The organism is Brevibacterium sp. 239c, from assembly GCF_900169365.1.
Classification (GTDB): domain Bacteria; phylum Actinomycetota; class Actinomycetes; order Actinomycetales; family Brevibacteriaceae; genus Brevibacterium.
In genome coordinates this window covers 120,897-136,597 of the sequence record NZ_FXZH01000011.1, presented here as the reverse complement: position 1 = coordinate 136,597, position 15,701 = coordinate 120,897, and the positions used below count along the sequence as shown (strand labels likewise).

Here is a 15,701-nt window from a genome sequence, read left to right as displayed (position 1 = left end):
CGGGCTGCCCACCCTGAACGGTTCGGCTCTGGCAAGGTCCCAAAGGCACTCGACCTGCCTGAGACCGCCTGGATCAACAAACCCGAAGAATCAGTCGTCGATCAGCAAGCCGCCTAACTCCCTTTGGCCTCATTCACCTTGACAACTTCCGGACAGCCGACCGCCATGAACTTTGACGCGCTCTGCCATTCCCAGCAGACCGAATCCTCCCAATGGGTTCCCATCAGTCCCGCTCTCCAGTCCATTCGTCGACAGAATCGAAAGCCCTGACTCAGGGTTTCCCGTCATGGCGAGGGTGACGGAATGATCGGGACTGTGTTTGCGTGCATTGGTCAGAAGCTCCTGAACCGTTCGGTAGGAGATGCGTGCAATGCTCGGGGGAAGGTCTGGAGCCAGCGAGATTTCAGCTTTGACGTCTTGCCCTGATGCGCGCGAATCCGCGATGAGATCCGCGACGCTGAATTGTCCAGGATCTATAGCAGAAGCGCATTCGTCGGCTCTTCCTAAACGAATTCCACCTACGACAGACCGCAGCTCTGCCAGGGCACTGGTGGAATTCTTCTGCAACGTCGCTGCAAGGTCTGCCAAGTCGGAGGGGATCTCCTCTTGTCGATAATGCAAAGCCCCGGCACTCATGCTGATGAGGGACAGACGGTGAGCCAGCGAGTCATGCATATCGCGGGCGATCTCCTCCCGCTCAACACGTCGGGCCCAATCAGCCACGAGATCTCGCTCCCGAGCCAAGCCTTCCGCACGTTCCTGGAGCGAGCGTACTACCTCTCTGCGGGAGCGCATCGCCATGCCCCACCCGACGACGAGAAGACATCCTAGGTGAAGCGGTATGGCTCCTCTCCAGAAATCATTGTCTGCGAGCGGTGATCCCACGAGAATCTGCAATGGAGCACTGACCAAGGCAAGCACAGTCACCCACATAGTAGGTTTCAACGGCCGATGGCGTGCAACAGAGAACAGAGCGACAAGGCTGGGCCCGGACAGCACCGGCAGAAAGATTGAACCGACAATGAGAGTGCCCGCCAGAATGCAGGAATACTTGCGGCGCCACGCCTGAGCAATGATGCTGAGGAGTCCGATCGTATAGCTCACGATGTAGAAGAACGGTCCAGCATAACTCGGCTCGGGTTTGGAGTCGATCACCCACACGGCGACCATAACGGCGGCAACCGCCATCGCACCGGCATCGAACCAGCGTTCGTGTGAGACTCGATGAGAATCAACGACGATGATGTCTCTCATTTGTCGACCCTACGTAGGAATTTCCGACGCGGATCTCCGCGCCGGTCATACCAGCTTGCCGTGTGCCACCCGGAATTGCGACCTGTATCCGCTTCCATGGGGAGAGGGGGCCCTGCTCAGGAGTCTTGGCGTATGTGACTGATGAATGCCGCAATGGCGAACACCACGAGCCATGCAATTGTGATCAGTGCGGCTGGCCCGGTCTCCATATATCCAACGGTTCCTGGCTGTGCTTGGCCAGTGAGACTTTCCATGGGGCTACCTGGTGCGAACCGCACCGCGGTCTCGGCCCACCATGATGACCCGAGTTCGGCCATCACCATTGGGAAAAACGCGATCAACAGAGTGAGCAGGACGGCACCCGCTGCATTGCGTGTGACGAAGGCGAGGCACGCAGCGATCAACGGGTAGACAACGGCGAATGCACCGGTCACGGTGACAGCTCGAAATGTCTCAATATCACCCAATCCTATGCTCGGCTTATCGCTCCCCGCGAGGATCAGCTGACTCAACGCAAGGCACAGGAAAGCGAGAATCAGACCTCCCAACAGGCTGATACCTGTCACAAGGAATAATTTCGAAGCGATGAGTCGACCGCGTCGGGGCGTCACGGCAAGGGACTGCTGGATCATGTCGGTCGAATACTCTGTTGCCACGATGCTGACAGCCAGGACGACCAAAGGCCATGTCCCGAGGAAAGGGCCGATCAAGCTGAGCGACAGCGGATCTGCGCTGCCGTCATTGAACACACTGATGAGCGCGGTGACGGACAAGGAGACTCCGATTGAGATCGCGAGAGTGACACTCGTCGACTTGGTGCTCAGAGCCTTGACCATTTCGCTCGTCAGGCAGTCGAGCAATCGGGGGCGGAGTCCCCTCTTCTTGTCTTCGATAGAACTGGTCATTTGATGCCTCCATCCTTATCAGTCGAGGCAACGGGTGCTCTCGGCGGCTTGTGGCCTGTGCCTTGATATTCGAGGGCTCCCGCCGTCAGATGCATGAATGCCTGTTCCAACGTTGACTTCTCTTGGACAAGTCGATGAAGAGAGAGACCGTTCTTCGCGGCAATCTCTCCGACCTGAGATGCCGTACGATTTTGGATATTCAGGGTTCTTCTGTTCTCGTCGTCTGCGGCCACGTCCACCCTTGCACCGTCCTTCTCAAGAATTTGTGTGAGTTCGAGAGCTTGTGGAGATACAGCGATGGTGTGACTGGATCGAGCCTGATGCTGAAGATCGTCCATCGTGGAGTCAACGATCAAACGCCCCTGGCCGATGACGATGATTCGATCAGCGACTGCTTCCATCTCGGACAGAAGATGGCTGGAGATGAACACCGTGCGCCCCTGTGCTGCCAGCTCTTGGAACAGCGACCGGGCCCACAGCACGCCTTGAGGGTCGAGTCCATTGATCGGCTCATCCATAATCAGATGTGTGGGGTCGCCCAGGAGCGCCGACGCGATCCCGAGGCGTTGGCGCATTCCCAGTGAAAGATCGCGAAGTTCCTTCCGCGCTGCCTCGGCGAGTCCGGTCAGTTCGAGCACCTCGTCGACTCGTGACGATGGGAGACGTGCTGCTTTGGCTTGCCAGGACAGATGAGCGCGGGCGGAAAGACGAGGTTGCCGACTACCCGACTCAAGCATGACACCGACAGTTCGAGCAGGCGTAGGGAGACTGTGGAATCGTTCGCCGTCGATGAGGGCGACGCCCTCACTGGGACGGTCGAGTCCTAAGATCAATCGCATAGTGGTCGACTTTCCGGCACCGTTCGGTCCGAGAAACCCGGTGATGGACCCACTCCGAACCGTGAACGAGAGGTCATCGACCACAGTCGCCGTGCCATAGCGCTTGGTGAGATGGTGGGCTTCAATCACGACAGCCACCCCAGCAGTGCGTCCTCCCACGCTGGGTTGTCCGTCTTTTCGAGGAACGCGCGATGGTCGAACAGAACGTAGAGTGCGGTCCCGTCTTTGAGCTCGATGATGATGGGAGCTCCCCATTTGGCTGAGGCACCGCCGACGAAGGCACCGTAATGACTGTCGAACTGTCGGGTGACTCGACGAACCGAGGTTGGGCTGATCGCGATTGCGCCTCTGTCATCCCAGCCTGCCAGCTCCAATTGACCTGAAGTCAAGGTCGCCTTCCCGCGATGGGGGAAGAGGGTCCGCTGGTTGAGCAGCGCGACTGCACGCTTTGCCGGCCCTGCACCAATGAGTTCAGTGCGGAGAGCCGCGATGTATTCGGTGGATTTGATGACTGATGTGTTCATGACATCGAGCCTAAGAATGTCATTGGCTCTTCCGAATCGTCCTCAGGCTTCGAAGTTTGCGACCGAAGTATGTATTTTCGACTGACTTTCGGTCTTCTCGAATGCCCAACGGCGAGAACTGGGCAGAGTCGGAACGTCGATCCTGCGCCTGGACGTTCGCGGTCATGACGTGGCGATGGGCCGAACGGGCGCGGCTTATCGGTTTCGTCTGGCTGTGGGCCCGATGGTCGTGCGCACGGGACTGCGCTGGACTCTTCGGGGACTCTCGAAGTCCGTATTTAGGGTCGCCGAATCCCTCGAGTCAGGGCTCGTCGAGACTGACCTCCTAGAGTTGCGAAGCGTTGGCACCGCATAGGCCCCGAGAGGAACGGTGACGTCCGAAATCCGCCAGACATGAGCATCGAGTCTTGTTTGACTGAAGGCATGAAACCGAATCACTCAGAGAAGACGAACCATTTCCACGCTCTGCATCACGGAGAGCACCCTCTCCTCCTCAGCAATGTATGGGATGTCGGATCGGCCTTGCTCGCCGAAGCAGCAGGCATCCAGGCTATAGCGACGACAAGCGCCGGCATATCCTGGTCTGCGGGTGTCCCGGATGGAAACCAGCTTGACCGATCTGCGGCACTGTCTGCTGTCTTCGCCATTGCCGAGGCAGTTCGAGTACCCGTGAGCGCGGATATAGAAGGTGGATATGCCGAGGCTCGACACGATGTCGGTGAGACGGTGAAGGCGCTACTCGATGCCGGGGTCGTCGGTGTCAACATCGAAGACGGATTCCGGACACCCGACGCCCTTGCTGCGCGGATCGATTCTGCACGAAAGGCCGCCGACGCCGCTGGGACGAAGCTGTTCATCAATGCGCGAACAGATGTTCTTCTGACGGGACTCGGGACAGAGCCCGAGCAGATCTCGGAAGCGATCGCTCGCGCAGAGCGCTACCTTGACGCCGGCGCGGACGGGATTTTCGTTCCTGGTGCTGTGTCTGCAGAGACTGTATCCGCTCTTACAGCTGGAATCACTGCCCCAGTCAATGTCATGGCCGGCCCGGGAAGCCTCAGCGTCAGAGAGTTGGGGGAATGCGGTGCGGCGAGAATCAGTCTTGGCTCCAGTGTCGCTCAGGCCGCATATGCGGTCGTGAAGGACTCCACAGCAGAGCTTGTCTCATGCGGCAGCTATTCCGCACTGAGCAGCGCGCTCGACTACGGTGTGCTCAATGAGCACATGAGCGCGAGTCATTCCCGGCAGGCTTCCACACGGAGATAGCCGACGATGGCAACGGCCGCTGAGAGCAGAAAGGAAGCGCCGAGACAGCGGTATGGACGATGCAGGCAAGGCAGGTGCGGAGGTGCCAAGATCAGTCGCTGAGAAGCCCAGCCTCCAACAGTGCCCTTTCTACGGCTTTGGCCGCACGACGGTGGTCCTGCTGGACTTGGACCACACCGACAAATCCTTTGTGGTTGCCTCGAGAGATGCGTCTGGTTCTGAGAATCGGCCCGTCAAGAACGATTTCGATCTGAGTTTTCGCCGATCCGCGGGGCTGCTCTCCAGCGCTGGAAGCATCGGCTTTGCTGGCGGTCGCCGAGACCGAACCGGTTGCCTTCCACGAATATCCGACTGATTGAAGTGCGTTCCTGACGGTGTGCAGAACATCTTCCGGTTCTCCGATGGTGGTGAAGTGTGCGCTTGTCAGTTTGAGACTCATATCTTCCTTTCCCGAGTAGCAGTGCCTTGGGTCCCTTAAGCGTCGCGCTTGCGCATGACGATGAGTGAGACGCTGAAAATGGCGGACAGCCAGGTGATGAGGCCGATCATTGCCCATCCCCAGGGCAGATAGCCGGCCGATCCAGGGACAGAGAGGCCGGCGAGGCTCTCTAGAAGGGATCCCGGCAGCAGGCGTGGAATGCTCATGGCATAGGACTCTCCCAAGAACTGTGCTGCCACGACTGGCAGTGTGTTCACGAGCACGAGGGAGATGACTGCGGCCGTGGCGTTGCGGAAGAGAACAGCCAGCATGCAGGCCAAAAGCCCCTGCACCATCATCCCCGCTCCAGTGAACACCACTATGGCTCGGACAAGTGATGGTGCCATCGGATCCAGCAGAGGAAGCCCTGCTGCCGTCAGGCCGCCTTGTGTGACGGCCAGATTGCCCAGTGAGATCATCAGTCCGGCCGCGTAGCCCAGTACGGCTACGATGATCAGCTTGGACAGCAGCACTTTCGTCCGGCTGCTTGTCGCGGTCAAGGTGTAGGCGATCATCCCGCTTCGGTACACAGACCCCATGAATCCGGCCGTCAGGAACGCGTAGGCGAACACCCCCAAGGCGCTTCCATAGAAGATCGTCTGATACTGGCTTTCGCCATGTGGGGCAGCGATTGCAGCGTCGCCACCGAATACCGTGATCAGCGCCGTGAACCCCATCGTGAGAACGCCTGTGATGACGATGAGGACGGGAGTGGAGGGAACGGCCCACAGCTTCGTCCATTCGGATCTTATGGTCGCAGTGATCCGTGGCGGAGCGTCTGCATGGACATTGAGCGCAGTCGCAATCATTCGGCAGTCCTTCCTGTCTGCAGGTTCTCTGCTGACGTCAACTGCATGAAGACGTCCTCCAGGTCAGCTGCGACCGGCGTGAGAAGGTGGATGACGACGTGGCTCTGCAGTGCGATTTCGCCGATCGTCTCGGGTGTGACACCGCGAACGAAGAGATCCACTGCTGCTGAGTCCTCTCGTCTGACACGAGCACCGTGACGTTCGAGCGCTCGACTCAGCGCGCCCGGATCGTTGCAGCGAACACGTGTGTCATCGCCTGGCACGTTGCTCATCAGTTCTTTGGTAGGCATGTCCCTGAGGAGACGTCCCCGCGCGATGACGACCACACGATCAGCTACCTGCTGCGTCTCCGACATCAGATGGCTCGAGATGAGCACAGTTCGTCCTTCGTCTGCCATGCTCCGCATCAGATCGCGTACCCAGCGAATCCCTTCCGGGTCCAAACCGTTGACCGGTTCGTCAAGCAGAATGGTCCCCGGGTCTCCGAGGATGGCCACGGCTATCCCCAGCCTCTGTCGCATGCCCAGAGAAAATGAACCGATACGTCTGCTCGCTGCGGAACCCAGTCCCACCAACTCCATGACTTCATCGGCCCGGTCTCGTGGAATCCGCGCCGCCTGGGCGATCCAGCGAAGGTGAGTCCGGGCGCTCATACGCGAGGGCGCGCTCGCAGCATCAAGAAGGACACCCACTTCACGCACCGGATTGGTGAAATCAGAAAACGGACGTCCGCCTATAGTCGCGCAGCCGGATGTCGGATGATCCAGGCCGATGATCATTCGCATGGTGGTGGATTTTCCGGCACCGTTGGGACCGAGGAAGCCCGTGACCTTTCCGGAAGGCGCCGTGAAAGTCAGGTTGTCGACTGCCCGAACCTCCCCGTATGTCTTTACCAGGGCGGCAACTTCAATGGACATACTGTCTCCGATCCAGCTCGGTGTGAGGACATGTTTCGTGGGTTCGTCATCCATCAAATCGCGTGCGAACGGCTGACACCAGCGCTTTACGGTTGGATTTGCCGAAGTCGAAAGTAGGACGTCGGCCGGGAGAACCTACTTTGGTAGGGGAGCAGCGCCATCATTCGTCGCATCGCCTCGGTGTTCCTCGCCGAAGTGATGTCTCAGATGCCCAACCGTGGTTTGATGGGGAACTATCGGGCAGAGCATTCCATCTGCTGGTTTGGGGGATGTATGAAAGAGCGGATTCCCTTCGGGATACTGTCTGTTCTGGCAGTAGCCGACACGCTGTTTGGGACACTGGTGCTGCCGGGCGGGAACACTGACGCCCTCGTGGCGGGATTCGTGCTGCAGATGCTGGGCGCGGTTCTGATCGGTTTCAGCGACCGACTACCGGCAGCTGCTGGAACGGTCCCTTTCATCGTCGGAACACTCCTGCTCGCACTTGGGCCGGAGTGGCGAGAGCTGTATTCACAGGGAGCTCTGCTGTGGATGCCGGTGTCCACAGCCATTGTCAGCGCCAACCTCGTCAGATTTGCGTCCCGACCAGCACAGTTCGTCACCGGAGCTGCCGGGCTGACCTGCTGGGTCATCAGTGCGTCCGTGAGTATGACAATCGACGGCGCTCCCGTGATCATCACCGTACTCGCCGCCTCGGCGCCCATACTCGCCGGAGCATGCGTCAGTCTTGTGCTGCCTCTCAGGCGGGCTCAGCATGATCAATTGCACAGAGCGCGGCAGGAACGAGAGCTGGCAGACGAGAAAATCAGACGGGCCGAACGTGAGAAGCTCGCTGAGGAGCTCCACGATACGGTCACGCACCATGTCACGCTGTTGGTCATGCAGGCGAATGTCATCGCAGCGACGGCTCCTGACACCGACCTCCGCGGCATTGCCGCGACAATGGGCGACACCGGACGCAGTGCCCTCGAAGAGCTGAGAGAGTTCGTTGGTGTTCTGAGGCAGACACCGGCAACTTCTGATGGTTCCGGAGAACAGCGCGACACTCCTTCGAAACAGGTCGAGATTCCCACTGAGGCGATCCGAGAGCTTGTCGAAAAGAGTCGGCATGTGGCTCCAAGCATTGAGCTGGCGACCGATGCTCACTCGACCACCGTTACCGAAGTCGTCGCGCGAACGCTTGTACGGTTGACTCAGGAGGGGCTGACCAATCTGCACAAGCACGCACCCGGTACTCGGGCATTCGTCACGTTGGTGGTGGGACACGATTCTGTTCGGTTCGAGATGCGCAATGAGGTGGCAACCGGCAGCAGCCTTGCAACGACGGGGTCGGGAAACGGCCTGTCCGCGCTTGCCCGCCGCGTGGAATTGCTGGGCGGGAGATTCCACGCCGACTGCGACGAAACCGGTGAATTTGTCTTGTCGGCACAGTTTCCGCAGCAACCGGTTTCCAGGGAAGGCGCCAGCCAGTGAATAATGATCAGATGTCGAACGACCCACGAACAAGGCTGATCATCGTCGACGATGACCCCATGGTCCGTGCCTTCCTCAACCAGCTCGTGGCTCCTGCCCAGGACATCGACGTAGTCGGGGAAGCGATGGACGGTGCGGCGGCAGTCGAAGAGACGTTGCGTCTGACCCCGGATGTTGTGCTCATGGACCTCCGGATGCCCGGGGTGGACGGAGTCGCCGCCACTGCCGAGATCGTCAGAATGCCGACACCGCCACGAGTGCTCGTTATGACCACGTTCAACAGTGACGCTCAGGTTCTCGCTGCGCTCCGCGCCGGAGCTTCCGGCTACCTCCTCAAAACCACCCCGACCGATCAACTCGTGCAGACAATTCGTGTCATCGCTGCCGGTGGTGCTGTGCTCTCACCGGAAAGCCTGGAAAGACTCGTTCAATCACAGCTCCAGCCAGAGCGGCCAACGACGCCACAGCCCGATGACGGTGATCTCACCGACCGTGAGAAGGAGGTGCTGGCACAAGTGGCAGACGGGTGCAGCAACGCTGAGATCGGCGCCTATCTCTATCTCAGCGAAGCAACGATCAAAGGCCATGTCTCACGCCTGATGTCGAAATTCGACTGTGTTAATCGAACTCAACTCGCATTGCTCGCCCACTACCACAGTGTCAGGCGTCAATCGGAATGAACCGATTCGCTCAGCTTGCGCAGGCGACGCAGGTCTGAGCGTACGGACGGACCTCGAGACGCACGTCGGGAATGGGCTTCCCGCAGCTGACGCAGATTCCGAAGGTGCCGTCCTCAAGCCTGGCCACCGCCTCGGCGATGTCGGTCAGACGTTCCTTCGACTGCCGCAGCAGAGTGTCTGCCTGTGACCGTTCGAAGGCAAGCGTCGCACCCTCCGGGTCGTGCTCATCGTCGCTGTTGTCACCCTCGCGGGCAGCGGAGAGATCCTTGATGTCCGACGACAGTGAGGCGATGAGTCTTCTGGTGTCGGACTCTTCGGCGTCTAGCAGTGCACGCATTCGGTCGGTGTCGACCATCAGAGAACCTCCTCGTTGACGATCAGCAGACTTCTTCGTTGACGATCAGGCGTCCAGAGCCTCGGAGGCTTCGAGCCAGCGCTCTTCCAGCCCGGTCATTTCGTCCTTGAGCTCCTGCAGAGATGCGGTGAGTTTCTGTAGGCCCTCGAAGTCGGTCTGGTCGTGGTCGGCCATCTCGTCATGGGCCCGAGCAATTCGCTTGCTCAGCTTCTCCATGCGGCGTTCGATCGAGGAGACCTCTTTCTTCGCTGCCCGCGCCTCGGACCCGGAGAGCGCTTCTGCCCCGGTGTCGGCTGACGAGGCGGCGTTGCCAGAGCCGGAGTTCGACGAATTCCCGCCGGATTTCCCAGCCGCGCCAGACTTCGCAGAGTTACCAGACTTCCCTGACTTACCGGACTTCGCACTCTCGGCGCGCAGCTGAAGATACTCGTCGACGCCTCCGGGCACGTGCCGCAGACCATGATCGAGGATCGCGTACTGCTGATCGGTGACGCGTTCGAGCAGGTACCTATCGTGAGAGACCACGATGAGGGTGGCCGGCCAGGAGTCCAGAAGGTCCTCCATCGCCGCCAACATATCGGAGTCGACGTCGTTGGTCGGCTCATCGAGGATGATGACATTGGGCTCGGACATGAGCAGCAGCAACAGCTGCAGGCGGCGCTTCTGCCCTCCGGAGAGTTCCTTGACGCGGGCCGAGAGGTGCTCTTTGGCGAAGCCGAGGCGCTCCAGCAGCTGTGCCGGAGTGTAGTCCTTGCCTTCGATGTTGAAGCTCGTCTTCGACTCCGACAGAACCTCGCGGACCTTCTGTCCGGCGATGGCGTCGAGCTCCTTGAACTGCTGGTCGAGGACTCCGACCTTCACAGTCTTCCCGCGTTTGACTCTGCCTTCATCCGGTTCGAGCTCACCGGAGATGAGGCTGAGCAGGGTCGACTTGCCGGCACCGTTGGGGCCGAGGATTCCGGTGCGCTCGCCGGGACCGATGCGCCAGGTGACATTGTCGAGGATCTGCTGTTCCCCGAAGCTCAGTGACACATCGAGGAGGTCGACGACGTCCTTGCCGAGTCGGGCTGTCGCCATCTTCTTCAGTTCGATCGGGTTGCGCACCTCCGGGACATCGGCGATGAGCTGGTTTGCCGCCTCGATTCGGAACTTCGGCTTCGAAGTCCGGGCGGGAGCACCCCGGCGCAGCCATGCCAGTTCCTTGCGCATGAGGTTCTGGCGCTTCTGTTCGGTTGCGGCAGCGATTCGGTCGCGTTCGACGCGTTGGAGAACATAGGCGGCGTATCCGCCTTCGAAGGGTTCGACGATCTGGTCGTGGACTTCCCACGTCTTGTTGCAGACCTCGTCGAGAAACCACCGGTCGTGAGTCACCAGCAGCAGAGCACCGGAGTTCTTCGACCAGCGGTTCTTGATGTGCTTGGCCAGCCACGAGATGCCGTCGACGTCGAGGTGGTTGGTGGGCTCGTCGAGGATTAGCAGGTCCCAGTCTCCGATGAGCAGTGCCGCAAGAGCCACTCGTCGGCGCTGGCCTCCGGAGAGGCTGCCGACTGTGGCGTTCCAATCCAGGTCGGCGATGAGACCGGAGATGATGTCGCGGGCTTTGGCGTCGCGGGCCCATTCGTGGTCGTCCATGTCGCCGACGACGGAATAGCCGACGGTCGCGTCGGAGTCCATGGTGTCACGTTGGCTGAGCATGCCCAGGCGCATTCCGCCGCGGTAGGTCACGCGGCCGGAATCGGGTTCGATGGTGCCGGCGAGCATGCCCAGCAGGCTGGACTTGCCGTCGCCGTTGCGGCCGACGATGCCGATCATGTCTCCGGCGTCGACGCCGAGCGTGACGGAGTCGAAGACGATGCGGGTGGGGTATTCGAGGTGCAGGGCTTCAGCCCCGAGAAGATGTGCCATATCGCCTTCCAGTTTAGTGCACAAGGGTCCTGGGACCAGCATGCGCGGGTAACGAGCGGGCAGCCGGGGACCGGAGCAGAAGCTGGTGTCCGCCGCGGTCGAGTGTCGGGGTGGGCTGACGTCAACATGAAGTTATGTTGCGTTTTCATATCGGTGTCGACGATTCGGATGCTAGCGGACCCTGTTCTGGGTCTGAGGTGAATTAGACTGACGGAAAATTCATTGAAATATGAGTGATCATCCAGTGGTTTCACAATTTCGGCGGAGGACTCTGCGCCCGATCGACGCCAGTGCTGGACGTGAGCAACTTGAGAAAAGAGTAAACGTGAAGAAGCTCGTATCTGCGGTGTCGATTGTCGCCGCATCTGCCCTCGTTCTCTCCGCCTGCGGATCCGGCGAAGGGTCGGATAGCGCGGATGATTACCTCGGCTGTTTGGTTTCGGATGCCGGAGGCTGGGACGACCAATCGTTCAACCAATCGAGCAAAGATGGGTTGGACGCTGCGAAAGACAACCTGGGGATTCAGACCAGCGAAGTCGAATCGACATCTGACGCCGACTATCAGCCGAATGTTGACACGATGGTTCAGCAGGGTTGCAACATGACAATCGGCGTTGGTTTCAAATTGGAAGACAATATCCAAGAAGCAGCTGAAGCCAACACTGACCTCAACTTCGCTCTTATCGACTCAACCTTCTCCGATGCAGACGGCAAGCCGGTGACGCTGGACAATGCCAAACCCCTCGTATTCAACACCGCTGAGGCCGCTTACCTCGCTGGCTATGTGGCTGCGGCTACGTCCGAGTCCGGCAAGGTCGGCACCTTCGGCGGCATCCAGATCCCCTCGGTGACCATCTTCATGGACGGATTCGCTGACGGTGTCAAGAAATTCAACGAAGAGAACAAGAAGAACGTCAAGCTCCTCGGCTGGAACAAGGAGAAGCAGGACGGATCGTTCTCCGGTGACTTCGACAATCAGAGCCAAGGACAGGAGCTGACCAAGCAGCTCATCTCCCAAGGGGCGGATATCATCATGCCTGTGGCGGGTCCTGTCGGCCTCGGCGCAGCTTCTGCTGCAAAAGACGCCAAAGACGTGAAGATCATCTGGGTCGACTCCGACGGCTACAAGTCAACAGAATACGGTGACATCATCCTCACCTCGGTAGTCAAGCAGATCGCCAATGCGGTCGAGGACACCATAGCCGAGGACAAGGACGGCAAGTTCAGCTCCGAGCCCTATGTCGGCACGCTGGAGAACGAAGGCGTTGGACTGGCTCCTTTCCACGACTTCGATGACAAAGTTCCTGAGGACGTGAAGAAGAAGGTCGAAGAGCTCAAGAAGCAGATCATCGACGGATCGCTGACCGTGGAATCTGAGAGCACGCCCAAATAGGCGAATAGGTTAAACTGCAGGGCCGAGTCCTTTCGGCCCTGCAGTTTTCGAATTTGTGAGGAGTACCGGAAGCAGTGAAACTCGAGCTTCGCGGGATGACTAAGGTGTTCGGATCGTTCGTGGCCAACGACCACATCGATCTCACCATCGAACCGGGCGAAGTCCACGCCCTGTTGGGTGAGAACGGCGCCGGAAAATCCACCATGATGAACGTCCTCTATGGACTCTACGACGCCGACGGGGGAGAGATCCTCCTCGACGACAAGCCTGTGACCTTCGCCGGTCCTGGTGATGCTGTGGCTGCCGGGATCGGCATGGTCCATCAGCACTTCATGCTTGTGCCCGTGTTCACCGTCGCCGAGTCGGTGGCGTTGGGCTATGAGCCGACGAAGTCCATGGGACTCATCGACCTCGCCGAGGCACGGAAGAAGGTCAGGGAGATCTCTGCCCGCTTCAACTTCAACATCGACCCCGACGCCCTCATCGAGGACCTCCCGGTCGGTGCCCAGCAGCGCGTGGAGATCATCAAGGCACTGTCGCGCAACGCGAAGATCCTCATCCTCGATGAGCCCACCGCGGTGCTCACCCCGCAGGAGACCGACGAGCTCATCTCGATCATGCGCCAGCTCAAGGAGCAGGGCACCTCGATCGTGTTCATCACCCACAAACTGCGTGAGGTCCGGGCGATCGCGGACTCCATCACCGTCATCCGCCGCGGCAAGATCGTCGGTGAGGCCTCCCCTGATTCCACCGAGGCGGAGCTGGCCAGCCAGATGGTCGGCCGTCACGTATCCCTGACGACGGAGAAGGATGACGCCGATCCCGGTGACGCCACCTTCCAGGTCCGCGGCCTGACCGTCGTCGACAAGGCCGAGAACGTCGTCGTCGACGATGTCAGCTTCGACGTCCGCCGTGGTGAGATCCTCGCCGTCGCCGGCGTCCAGGGCAATGGTCAGACGGAGTTGGCCGAAACGATCATCGGGTTGACCGACCCCAGGTTGGGTTCGATCACTCTCGATGGGAAGGACCTCGTCGGCAAGTCCGTCAAGGACCGTCTGGGTTCCGGCATCGGGTTCGTTCCTGAAGATCGGTCCACCGACGGCATCATCGCCGAGTTCACGATCCGCGAGAACATGATCCTCGACGTCTACGACCGTCCTCCGTATGCCAAGGGCCTCAATCTCAAGTCCGCTGTCATCAACGACGAGGCGAAGAAGAAGGTCGAGGAGTTCGACATCCGCCTCGGCAGCGTCGTCGACCCGATTGCGACTCTGTCGGGAGGCAACCAGCAGAAGGTCGTCCTCTCCCGTGAGCTCGGCCGCGACCTGCGCCTCTTCATCGCCAGCCAGCCCACCCGCGGCCTCGACGTCGGCTCGATCGAATTCGTTCACAAACGTGTCATCGCCGAACGCGATGCCGGCACACCCTGCCTCATCGTCTCGACGGAACTCGACGAGGTCTACGGACTCGCCGATCGGATCGCGGTCATGTACTCGGGCCGCATCGTCGGCATCGTCGGTGCCGACACCTCGCGTGAAGCCCTGGGCCTGATGATGGCAGGCGTCCCTGCCGATGAAGCTCTCGCCGCCACCGCGGCACCTGAGAAGAGCGACGCCGCCACCGCGGCATCCGATGACAACTGCGCCACCACCTCGGCGGAGGAGACGAAATGACAACCGATATCTCCCCGGCGGCACCGTCGGCGACCCCGCCTCCGAGCGCCGAAGCCCAGCCGGACAAAGAACCGAATCTGCTGCAAGAAATCCTATCCGGTTCCTGGTTGGTTTCGGTGCTGGCCATCGTCGTCGCCCTTCTCGTCGGTGGTGTCCTCATCGCCGTGTCCAACGCCGAAGTCGTCGAAGCGGCGATGAACATCTTCGCAGCCCCCGGGGTCTTCTTCTCAACCCTGTTCTCCACCGTCGGCGACGCCTACTCCGCACTGTTTCGCGGTGCGATCTTCGACTGGGATGCCCGCACCACCGAGCGCGCCATCAGGCCCCTGACCGAATCCCTGGTCAGCGGCACCCCGCTCATCCTCACCGGCCTGGGCATCGCCCTGGCCTTCCGCTCGGGACTGTTCAACATCGGCGGTCAGGGCCAGGTCATCCTCGGTGCCACCATCGCCGGTTACCTCGGCTATGCCCTCCACCTGCCACCCGTCGTGCATATGCTCATCGCAGCCATCGGCGGCATGATCGGCGGTGCGATCTGGGCCGGCATCGCGGGTGTGCTCAAGGCACGCACCGGAGCCAACGAGGTGATCGTGACGATCATGCTCAACTCCATCGCCGGCTACCTGTTGGGCTACCTGCTCAAGCAGAGTTGGTTCACCCACACCGATTCGGCGAACCCGCAGTCGCGGACGCTTGACGATTCGTCGCAGATGTTCCTGCTGCTGCCGCCACCCTTCCGTCTGCACTTCGGCTTCATCATCGCCATCCTGGCAACGATCTTCGTGTGGTGGCTGCTCGAACGGTCCACCATCGGCTTCGAGTTCAAGGCTGTCGGTGCCAACCCGCACGCGGCGCGAACCGCAGGTATCTCCGTGTCGAAGGTGACGATCCTCGTGATGATCGTTGCCGGCGCACTCGCCGGACTCGGCGGAGCGGCTCAGGTACTCGGCACGGAATTCAAACTCACCGGCGGAATCAGCGGGTCGATCGGCTTCGACGCCATCACCGTGGCCCTGCTGGGACGGTCCAAACCCTTGGGGACGTTCCTGGCAGGTCTCCTGTTCGGCGCATTCAAGGCCGGCGGCTACCTCATGCAGTCCCAGACCGGGACGCCGATCGACATCGTTCTCGTCGTGCAGTCCGTCATCGTCCTGCTCATCGCGGCCCCACCACTCGTGAGGTCGATCTTCCGGTTGCCCACACCGGTGCTCAAGCGGAAGGAGGCCTGAC

15 protein-coding genes are annotated in these 15,701 nt (G+C 60.2%); 6 read left to right on the top strand and 9 right to left on the bottom strand.

The window, feature by feature from the left end; translation table 11 throughout:
• Nucleotides 1-129 precede the first annotated feature (129 nt).
• From BSP239C_RS11915 to BSP239C_RS11900, 4 genes are all read right to left on the bottom strand, one after another.
• Complete coding sequence (locus tag BSP239C_RS11915; protein WP_101573103.1) at nt 130-1,254, bottom strand: sensor histidine kinase; 1,125 nt, start codon at nt 1,252-1,254, stop codon at nt 130-132.
• 116 nt (nt 1,255-1,370) lie between these two features.
• Nucleotides 1,371-2,159: a hypothetical protein gene (locus BSP239C_RS11910; protein ID WP_101573101.1), complete on the bottom strand. Its 789-nt coding sequence runs from the start codon at nt 2,157-2,159 to the stop codon at nt 1,371-1,373.
• Nucleotides 2,156-3,136, bottom strand: coding sequence for an ABC transporter ATP-binding protein (locus BSP239C_RS11905; RefSeq protein ID WP_257930184.1), 981 nt, complete (start codon nt 3,134-3,136; stop codon nt 2,156-2,158). Before BSP239C_RS11905 ends, BSP239C_RS11910 begins: the two co-directional genes overlap by 4 nt.
• A complete protein-coding gene (locus BSP239C_RS11900; RefSeq protein WP_101573099.1) occupies nt 3,124-3,522 on the bottom strand; it encodes a hypothetical protein in 399 nt (132 codons plus the stop codon). Before BSP239C_RS11900 ends, BSP239C_RS11905 begins: the two co-directional genes overlap by 13 nt.
• A 423-nt stretch (nt 3,523-3,945) precedes the next feature.
• On the opposite strand from BSP239C_RS11900, the gene BSP239C_RS11895 reads away from it, so the two are divergent.
• Nucleotides 3,946-4,788 carry an isocitrate lyase/phosphoenolpyruvate mutase family protein gene (locus BSP239C_RS11895; protein WP_101573097.1) on the top strand — a complete coding sequence of 281 codons (843 nt, stop codon included), beginning with the start codon at nt 3,946-3,948 and terminating at the stop codon, nt 4,786-4,788.
• A gap of 91 nt (nt 4,789-4,879) precedes the next feature.
• On the opposite strand, the gene BSP239C_RS11890 is transcribed toward BSP239C_RS11895, so the two are convergent.
• The 3 genes from BSP239C_RS11890 to BSP239C_RS11880 are packed head-to-tail and all read right to left on the bottom strand — an operon-like array spanning nt 4,880 to nt 6,992.
• Nucleotides 4,880-5,227: a hypothetical protein gene (locus BSP239C_RS11890; RefSeq protein WP_101573095.1), complete on the bottom strand. Its 348-nt coding sequence runs from the start codon at nt 5,225-5,227 to the stop codon at nt 4,880-4,882.
• A gap of 35 nt (nt 5,228-5,262) precedes the next feature.
• Entirely contained in the window at nt 5,263-6,075 is an 813-nt protein-coding gene (locus BSP239C_RS11885) for a hypothetical protein (protein WP_101573093.1), read from the bottom strand.
• The gene (locus BSP239C_RS11880; RefSeq protein ID WP_101573133.1) at nt 6,072-6,992 is read right to left on the bottom strand and encodes an ABC transporter ATP-binding protein; all 921 of its coding nucleotides are present in this window, start codon (nt 6,990-6,992) and stop codon (nt 6,072-6,074) included. The genes BSP239C_RS11885 and BSP239C_RS11880 overlap by 4 nt, the downstream gene beginning before the upstream one ends.
• A 273-nt stretch (nt 6,993-7,265) precedes the next feature.
• On the opposite strand from BSP239C_RS11880, the gene BSP239C_RS11875 reads away from it, so the two are divergent.
• Both BSP239C_RS11875 and BSP239C_RS11870 read left to right on the top strand, forming a co-directional pair.
• A complete protein-coding gene (locus BSP239C_RS11875; protein ID WP_180958996.1) occupies nt 7,266-8,465 on the top strand; it encodes a sensor histidine kinase in 1,200 nt (399 codons plus the stop codon).
• 11 nt (nt 8,466-8,476) lie between these two features.
• Nucleotides 8,477-9,145 carry a response regulator transcription factor gene (locus tag BSP239C_RS11870; protein ID WP_101573089.1) on the top strand — a complete coding sequence of 223 codons (669 nt, stop codon included), beginning with the start codon at nt 8,477-8,479 and terminating at the stop codon, nt 9,143-9,145.
• 10 nt (nt 9,146-9,155) lie between these two features.
• Here BSP239C_RS11870 and BSP239C_RS11865 read toward each other — a convergent pair whose 3' ends face one another.
• Both BSP239C_RS11865 and BSP239C_RS11860 read right to left on the bottom strand, forming a co-directional pair.
• Nucleotides 9,156-9,500 carry a TraR/DksA C4-type zinc finger protein gene (locus tag BSP239C_RS11865; RefSeq protein ID WP_101573087.1) on the bottom strand — a complete coding sequence of 115 codons (345 nt, stop codon included), beginning with the start codon at nt 9,498-9,500 and terminating at the stop codon, nt 9,156-9,158.
• Nucleotides 9,501-9,545: 45 nt separating this feature from the next.
• On the bottom strand, nt 9,546-11,405 hold the full coding sequence (locus tag BSP239C_RS11860) for an ABC-F family ATP-binding cassette domain-containing protein (protein ID WP_101573085.1): 1,860 nt from the start codon (nt 11,403-11,405) through the stop codon (nt 9,546-9,548).
• Between the two features lie 325 nt (nt 11,406-11,730).
• Between BSP239C_RS11860 and BSP239C_RS11855 the strand changes: the two genes are divergently transcribed.
• The 3 genes from BSP239C_RS11855 to BSP239C_RS11845 all read left to right on the top strand — a co-directional run bounded on the left by BSP239C_RS11855 (nt 11,731) and on the right by BSP239C_RS11845 (nt 15,700).
• On the top strand, nt 11,731-12,798 hold the full coding sequence (locus BSP239C_RS11855) for a BMP family protein (protein ID WP_257930183.1): 1,068 nt from the start codon (nt 11,731-11,733) through the stop codon (nt 12,796-12,798).
• 74 nt (nt 12,799-12,872) lie between these two features.
• Nucleotides 12,873-14,471, top strand: a complete 1,599-nt coding sequence (locus tag BSP239C_RS11850) for an ABC transporter ATP-binding protein (protein WP_101573081.1) — start codon at nt 12,873-12,875, stop codon at nt 14,469-14,471.
• The gene (locus tag BSP239C_RS11845) at nt 14,468-15,700 is read left to right on the top strand and encodes an ABC transporter permease (RefSeq protein ID WP_101573078.1); all 1,233 of its coding nucleotides are present in this window, start codon (nt 14,468-14,470) and stop codon (nt 15,698-15,700) included. Before BSP239C_RS11850 ends, BSP239C_RS11845 begins: the two co-directional genes overlap by 4 nt.
• Nucleotide 15,701: the final 1 nt, after the last annotated feature.

Bases quoted from the DNA above. Each gene is read 5' to 3' on its own strand.
- BSP239C_RS11915 (WP_101573103.1), bottom strand. From the start codon at position 1,254: ATGAGAGACATCATCGTCGTTGATTCTCATCGAGTCTCACACGAACGC.
- BSP239C_RS11910 (WP_101573101.1), bottom strand. From the start codon at position 2,159: ATGACCAGTTCTATCGAAGACAAGAAGAGGGGACTCCGCCCCCGATTG.
- BSP239C_RS11900 (WP_101573099.1), bottom strand. From the start codon at position 3,522: ATGAACACATCAGTCATCAAATCCACCGAATACATCGCGGCTCTCCGC.
- BSP239C_RS11895 (WP_101573097.1), top strand. From the start codon at position 3,946: ATGAAACCGAATCACTCAGAGAAGACGAACCATTTCCACGCTCTGCAT.
- BSP239C_RS11890 (WP_101573095.1), bottom strand. From the start codon at position 5,227: ATGAGTCTCAAACTGACAAGCGCACACTTCACCACCATCGGAGAACCG.
- BSP239C_RS11885 (WP_101573093.1), bottom strand. From the start codon at position 6,075: ATGATTGCGACTGCGCTCAATGTCCATGCAGACGCTCCGCCACGGATC.
- BSP239C_RS11880 (WP_101573133.1), bottom strand. From the start codon at position 6,992: ATGTCCATTGAAGTTGCCGCCCTGGTAAAGACATACGGGGAGGTTCGG.
- BSP239C_RS11875 (WP_180958996.1), top strand. From the start codon at position 7,266: ATGAAAGAGCGGATTCCCTTCGGGATACTGTCTGTTCTGGCAGTAGCC.
- BSP239C_RS11870 (WP_101573089.1), top strand. From the start codon at position 8,477: ATGTCGAACGACCCACGAACAAGGCTGATCATCGTCGACGATGACCCC.
- BSP239C_RS11865 (WP_101573087.1), bottom strand. From the start codon at position 9,500: ATGGTCGACACCGACCGAATGCGTGCACTGCTAGACGCCGAAGAGTCC.
- BSP239C_RS11860 (WP_101573085.1), bottom strand. From the start codon at position 11,405: ATGGCACATCTTCTCGGGGCTGAAGCCCTGCACCTCGAATACCCCACC.
- BSP239C_RS11845 (WP_101573078.1), top strand. From the start codon at position 14,468: ATGACAACCGATATCTCCCCGGCGGCACCGTCGGCGACCCCGCCTCCG.